This is a genomic window from Sphingomonas sp. CCH9-F2, from assembly GCF_001556735.1.
GTDB lineage: Bacteria > Pseudomonadota > Alphaproteobacteria > Sphingomonadales > Sphingomonadaceae > Sphingomonas > Sphingomonas ginsenosidimutans.
Map to the genome: position 1 here is coordinate 1 of NZ_LSJO01000187.1, position 5,341 is coordinate 5,341.

Annotated in this window: 5 protein-coding genes; 1 reads left to right on the forward strand and 4 read right to left on the reverse strand. The window is 66.8% G+C overall.

Features of this window, described 5'->3' with window-relative positions; all coding sequences use genetic code 11:
* Positions 1 to 1,055, reverse strand: a 1,055-nt coding sequence (locus tag AX685_RS05580) for an ABC transporter transmembrane domain-containing protein (protein WP_269450461.1), incomplete at its 3' end; no start/stop codon positions are given.
* A 198-nt stretch (positions 1,056 to 1,253) separates the two neighbouring features.
* Here AX685_RS05580 and AX685_RS05585 point away from each other — a divergent pair.
* Positions 1,254 to 2,483 (forward strand): polyhydroxyalkanoate depolymerase, encoded by a 1,230-nt coding sequence (locus AX685_RS05585; protein ID WP_066486261.1) that lies wholly within the window; start codon positions 1,254 to 1,256, stop codon positions 2,481 to 2,483.
* Positions 2,484 to 2,593: 110 nt separating this feature from the next.
* Here AX685_RS05585 and AX685_RS05590 read toward each other — a convergent pair whose 3' ends face one another.
* The 3 genes from AX685_RS05590 to AX685_RS05600 all read right to left on the reverse strand — a co-directional run bounded on the left by AX685_RS05590 (position 2,594) and on the right by AX685_RS05600 (position 5,088).
* Positions 2,594 to 3,097, reverse strand: coding sequence for a pyridoxamine 5'-phosphate oxidase family protein (locus tag AX685_RS05590; RefSeq protein ID WP_066486264.1), 504 nt, complete (start codon positions 3,095 to 3,097; stop codon positions 2,594 to 2,596).
* A gap of 285 nt (positions 3,098 to 3,382) precedes the next feature.
* Complete coding sequence (locus AX685_RS05595; protein ID WP_066486267.1) at positions 3,383 to 4,561, reverse strand: acetyl-CoA C-acyltransferase; 1,179 nt, start codon at positions 4,559 to 4,561, stop codon at positions 3,383 to 3,385.
* Between the two features lie 92 nt (positions 4,562 to 4,653).
* Positions 4,654 to 5,088, reverse strand: a complete 435-nt coding sequence (locus AX685_RS05600) for a MaoC family dehydratase (RefSeq protein WP_066486270.1) — start codon at positions 5,086 to 5,088, stop codon at positions 4,654 to 4,656.
* Positions 5,089 to 5,341 lie beyond the last annotated feature (253 nt).

Below are 5,341 nucleotides of genomic sequence, written 5' to 3' on the forward strand. Positions count from 1 at the left end.
TCGCTGACCGTATCGCCGGGGGAGACGCTGGCAGTGGTCGGCCCGTCGGGCGCGGCGATGGTCGGGCGTTCCTGAAGCAGTTCCGACAGCCGCCCCGCCGCGCCCGCGCCGCGCAACAGGTCGCCATAGACCTCGGTCAGCGCGCCGAACGCGCCCGCGACGATCCCGCCGGTCAGCACGAAGGCGGCGATCGACCCGCCCGACAGCCGCCCGGCGGCAACGTCGATCGCGCCTTCCCACAGCACCAGCGTGATCGCGCCGAAGATCAGCGCGATGACGATCGCGGTCATCACCGCACGCAGCGCGATGCGCCGCCGCGCCGCCGCCATCGTCGCCTCCACCGCATCGCCGAAGCGCGCGCTTTCGCGGGCCTCCTGTCCGAACGCCTGGACGATCTTCATCGCGCCCAGCGTCTCGGTCACGATCGATCCGACGTCGGCGATCCGGTCCTGCGAGGTGCGCGAATGGCTGCGCACGCGCTTCCCCAGCAGCGCGATCGGCGCGATAATGAGCGGGATACCCAGCAGCAGCATCCCCGCCAGCTTGGGCGAGATCGCGAACAGGTAGATCAGCCCGCCGACCCCGGTGACGCTGTTGCGCAGCGCGATCGACACGGTGCTGCCGACCACGGTTTCGATCTGCGCGGTGTCCGCGGTCAGCCGCGAGGCGATTTCCGACGGGCGGTTCTCCTCGTAGAAACTGGGGCTGAGCGTCATCAGGTGGCGCTGCACGCTGGTGCGGATGTCCGCCACCACGCGCTCGCCCAGCCACGAGACGAAATAGAACCGCACCGCCGTGCCCAGCGCCAGCACGACGACGATCATCAGCATGTAGTGGAACGTCGCCGATACCGCGGACGGATCGGCGCCGCCGCTGATGAAGCCGCGATCGATGACGCGGTTGAAGCTGTACGGGATGCCCAGCGTGGCCACCGACGTGACCAGCAGCGCCAGCGCCGCCGCCGCGATCTGCGCCGGATAGCGGCGCGCATGGCGCCAGATCATCGACAGATTGCCGATGCGGCGGGACGGGACGACGTCGGTGGTGCTAGCCATGGTGGCTGCGTGTAGCAGCAGGTGGGGGCGCGGCTCAACGCGGACGGTGGCCGACGCGCGCCGACCTGTCCCATGCTGTGCCCGCCGGGCCACGGCGGGACCGCGATCGTCGCCCGCGCGTTCTTATTGCATTGCAGCAATTGCGTTTTGACGTACAACCCATCGCACCCATATCAATGGGGGAAGGATTTTCGTTCGATGCTGTACGACGCTTACGAATTCCAGCGGTCGTGGCTCGCCTCGGCCAGCGCGATGGCGACGTTCGGAGCCAACTGGCTGAAGAGCCAGCCGTCGCTGAACTATCTGGGCGGCGGGCCGCTGATGGCGTCCGCGCTGGAGGTGTTCGCACATGCCGCCGCGTCGCGCGGGAAGCCCGCGTTCGGCTTCACCGAGACGGTGATCGACGGCCGCAGCGTGGGGGTGCAGGAGGAGATCGTCGTGCAACGGCCGTTCGGCCAGCTCAAGCGGTTCGTCCGCGAGGGTATGGCGGGCGGGCCGAAGCTGCTGATCGTCGCGCCGATGTCGGGCCATTTCGCCACCCTGCTGCGCGGGACGGTGGAACGGATGCTGCCGGTCGCCGACGTCTACATCACCGACTGGCGCGATGCGAAGCTGGTGCCGACCAGCGAGGGGCGTTTCGACCTGGACGATTACATCGACTATCTGGTCGCGTTCATGGAGGCGATCGGCCCGAACGAGGGGCAGGGCGGGGCGCACATGCTGGCGGTGTGCCAGCCGTCGGTGCCGTGCCTGGCGGCGGTCGCGCTGATGAGTGCGGATCGCCACCCGTGCCGCCCGCGCACGCTGACGATGATGGGCGGGCCGATCGACACGCGCGAGGCGCCGACCGCGGTCAACACGCTGGCGACCGAGCGGCCGTTCGCGTGGTTCGAACAGAATGTCATCGCCACCGTCCCGCTGCTGTATCCGGGTGCGGGACGGAAGGTGTATCCGGGTTTCCTGCAGCTGACCGGGTTCATGACCATGAACCTGGGCAACCACATGATGAGCCATTACGAGTTGTTCAAGCATCTGGTGACCGGCGACGGCGACAGCGCGGACGCGACCAAGGCGTTCTACGAGGAATATCGTTCGGTCTGCGACATGACCGCCGAATTCTACCTCCAGACCATCGACGTGGTGTTCCAGAACCATTCGCTGCCCAAGGGCGAGATGACGCATCGCGGGCGGCCGGTCGACCTGTCCGCGATCACCGACGTCGCGCTGCTGGCGATCGAGGGCGAGCGCGACGATATCTCCGGGCTGGGCCAGACGAAGGCGGCGCTGACGCTGGCGACCAATTTGCCGGACGGGAAGAAGCGTTACTACATGGCCGAAGGCGTCGGCCATTATGGCATCTTCAACGGGTCCAAATGGCGCAACCGCATCGCGCCGGTGGTCGAGGAATGGATGGCGGCGAACGGGTGAGACTTAGTGCTCGTGCTCCTGCGCAGGAGTAGGGCGCTTCAGGACAGCAATAAGAAAGGGCCGCCCGGTCGTCGGGCGGCCCTTTTTATGTCCGGCAGTGAGGCGCCCGGTCAGGCCGGCGTGCTCTCCGCGGTGGTTTCAACCTTGGCGTGGCTGCCCGCCTCGTCCGAGCGGATCGTCCCGCCGAACAGCATCTTCAGCTTGCCGCCCAGCGACAGATCGGTTTCCCACAGTTCCGCGCTGTCGATGTCGACGCGCAGCAACGCGAGGTTGGGGTCGTCCTTGCCGCCCGGAAACCAGGCCTCGACCTGCTTGTTCCACAGCTTGTCGATCTGCGCGCGGTCGTTGTCGATCCGGCCGTTGCCCGACAGACAGGCGAAGAAATCATGCCCCTTCGCCACGAACTGGAGCATCAGCTCGCGCTTGCCCGCGACCCGATTGTCCTTGCCGATGAAGAAGAACAAGGTGTCGACCTGATCCTCGTCCAGCTGCGCGGTCAGCGGTTCGCTGTGCGACGATCCGTCCGCCGGGCCGACCATGACGAAGGGGCTGTCCGCCATCTTCTTCCACATGTCTTCTTTCAGCGTGCGGGGATCTTTATTGGCGTCCGCCATAGTTCGTCTCCTCTCGATCGGTTCGAGCGGTGAACGAGGGGAGCGGGCGTTGGTTGCGAGGGGGGGCCCAACCTGCGCGCGTTGCCGACGTCACTGTTTGCTTTCGGCATGTTCGTGCTGAAGGTGATCGAAGTGGTCCGGCGAAACTAGGGCACGGGCGGGGGCCGGTCTGGCAGCCGGCCCCCAAACGCCAAGAACCCCGGTCGCTGGCACGACCGGGGTTCCCGTAGAGGCGCTATGTCATCGCCTGCACCAATACATAGCGTACTGGCCGTTGCCTCTCAATTACAGGACTTCGAACAGCCCCGCCGCGCCCATGCCGCCGCCGACGCACATCGTCACGACGACGTACTTGGCGCCGCGACGCTTGCCTTCGATCAGCGCGTGGCCGGTCATCCGTGCGCCCGACATGCCATAGGGGTGGCCGATCGAAATCGCGCCGCCGTTGACGTTGAGCAGCTCGTCGGGGATGCCCAGCTTGTCGCGGCAGTAAAGCACCTGCACCGCGAACGCCTCGTTCAGTTCCCACAGCCCGATGTCGTCCATCTTCAGGCCGTTGCGCTCCAGCAGCTTGGGGATTGCGAAGACCGGGCCGATGCCCATTTCGTCGGGCTTGGTGCCCGCCACTGCCATGCCGACGTAGCGGCCGAGCGGGGTCAGCCCCTTGGCCGCGGCGACCTTCTCCTCCATCAGCACGCTGGCCGAGGCGCCGTCCGACAGCTGGCTGGCGTTGCCCGCCGTGATGTTGAGGTCCGGGCCGAGCACCGGCTTCAGGCTCTTGAGCCCTTCCAGCGTGGTATCGGCGCGATTGCCCTCATCCTTCGACAGGGTCACTTCCTCATAGGAGACTTCCTTGGTCTCCTTGTTGACGTTCGCCTTGGTCGCGGTGACGGCGACGATCTCGTCATCGAACTTGCCGGCGGCCTGCGCGGCGGCGGTGCGCATCTGCGAGCGATAGCCATATTCGTCCTGCGCATCGCGGCTGATGCCGTAGCGCTTGGCGACCACCTCCGCGGTCTGCAGCATCGGCATGTAGATGTCGCCGTGCATCGCCAGCAGTTCCTTGTCGGGCGCGACGCGCATTTCCGGCGTCTGCACCAGCGAGATGCTGTCGACGCCGCCGCCGATCGTCACGTCCATGCCGTCGACGACGATCTGCTTGGCGGCGGTGGCGATCGCCATCAGGCCCGAGGCGCACTGGCGGTCGAGCGACATGCCCGACACGCTGACCGGCAGGCCGGCGCGCAGCAGGCTGGTGCGCGCGATATTGCCCGCCTGATGCCCCTGCTGGAGCGCGGCGCCGAACACGACGTCGTCCACTTCCGCGCCGTCGATCTTCGCGCGCTCCACGGCGGCCTTGATCGCATGGCTGGCCAGCGTGGGGGAGGGCAGGTTGTTGAACGCCCCGCGATAGGCGCGGCCGATCGGGGTGCGGGCGGTGGAAACGATGACGGCGGAACGCATGAAGACAGTCCTTTGCGGTCGTCACCCCGGCGAAGGCCGGGGTTGTGTGCGGCGGGAGACCCCGGCCTTCGCCGGGGTGACGGATAATGGGATCAGACGAAGACCTGCGTGATCCATTCGGCGATCATCGCGGGCTTGTCCTGCCCCTCGATCTCGACGGTGGTCTCGGTGGTGTACTGATACTGGCCGGGGCGCTTTTCCTCGAACTCCGTGATCCTGGAGCGGCCGCGGACGCGGGAATTGGACGGCACCGGCGCCAGGAAGCGGACCTTGTTGCCGCCGTAGTTGACGCCCATCTTCACCCCGTCGAGCCGCGGCGCGTCGGGCGTCTTCATCGCCAGCTGCGGCAGCAGCGACAGCGTCAGGAAACCGTGCGCGATGGTGGTGCCGAACGGCGTCAGCTTCGCGCGTTCGGGATCGACATGGATGAACTGGTGATCGCCGGTCGCGTCGGCGAACTTGTCGATCATGTCCTGCGTCACGTCGACCCAGTCCGACAGGCTTTCCCTGCCGATGGCGGCTTTCATCTCGTCTGCGTTCACGGCCTCTCATCCCCTCGCTGAACGGATGCGCCTCTCTAGGCCGGGGGCGGGGGCGGCTGCAAGGGTCATGCGAACCGATAGTTTGAAGACGGGCCGTTCCGTACCGTCAATCGAGCGAACCCGACTTTCTAAACGCGAAAAGGGCGCGCCGTCCGGCACGCCCGTTCCGATTCGCCCGTGCCGGGTAGCGCGTTAGCGGCAGCGCACCTTCCCGCGATCCACCTCACGCCCCAGCAAC

What these genes read in the sequence shown, in the direction of transcription:
- AX685_RS05600 (WP_066486270.1), bottom strand. Translation starts at nt 5,088, where the DNA reads ATGAAAGCCGCCATCGGCAGGGAAAGCCTGTCGGACTGGGTCGACGTG.
- AX685_RS05585 (WP_066486261.1), top strand. Translation starts at nt 1,254, where the DNA reads ATGCTGTACGACGCTTACGAATTCCAGCGGTCGTGGCTCGCCTCGGCC.
- AX685_RS05595 (WP_066486267.1), bottom strand. Translation starts at nt 4,561, where the DNA reads ATGCGTTCCGCCGTCATCGTTTCCACCGCCCGCACCCCGATCGGCCGC.
- AX685_RS05590 (WP_066486264.1), bottom strand. Translation starts at nt 3,097, where the DNA reads ATGGCGGACGCCAATAAAGATCCCCGCACGCTGAAAGAAGACATGTGG.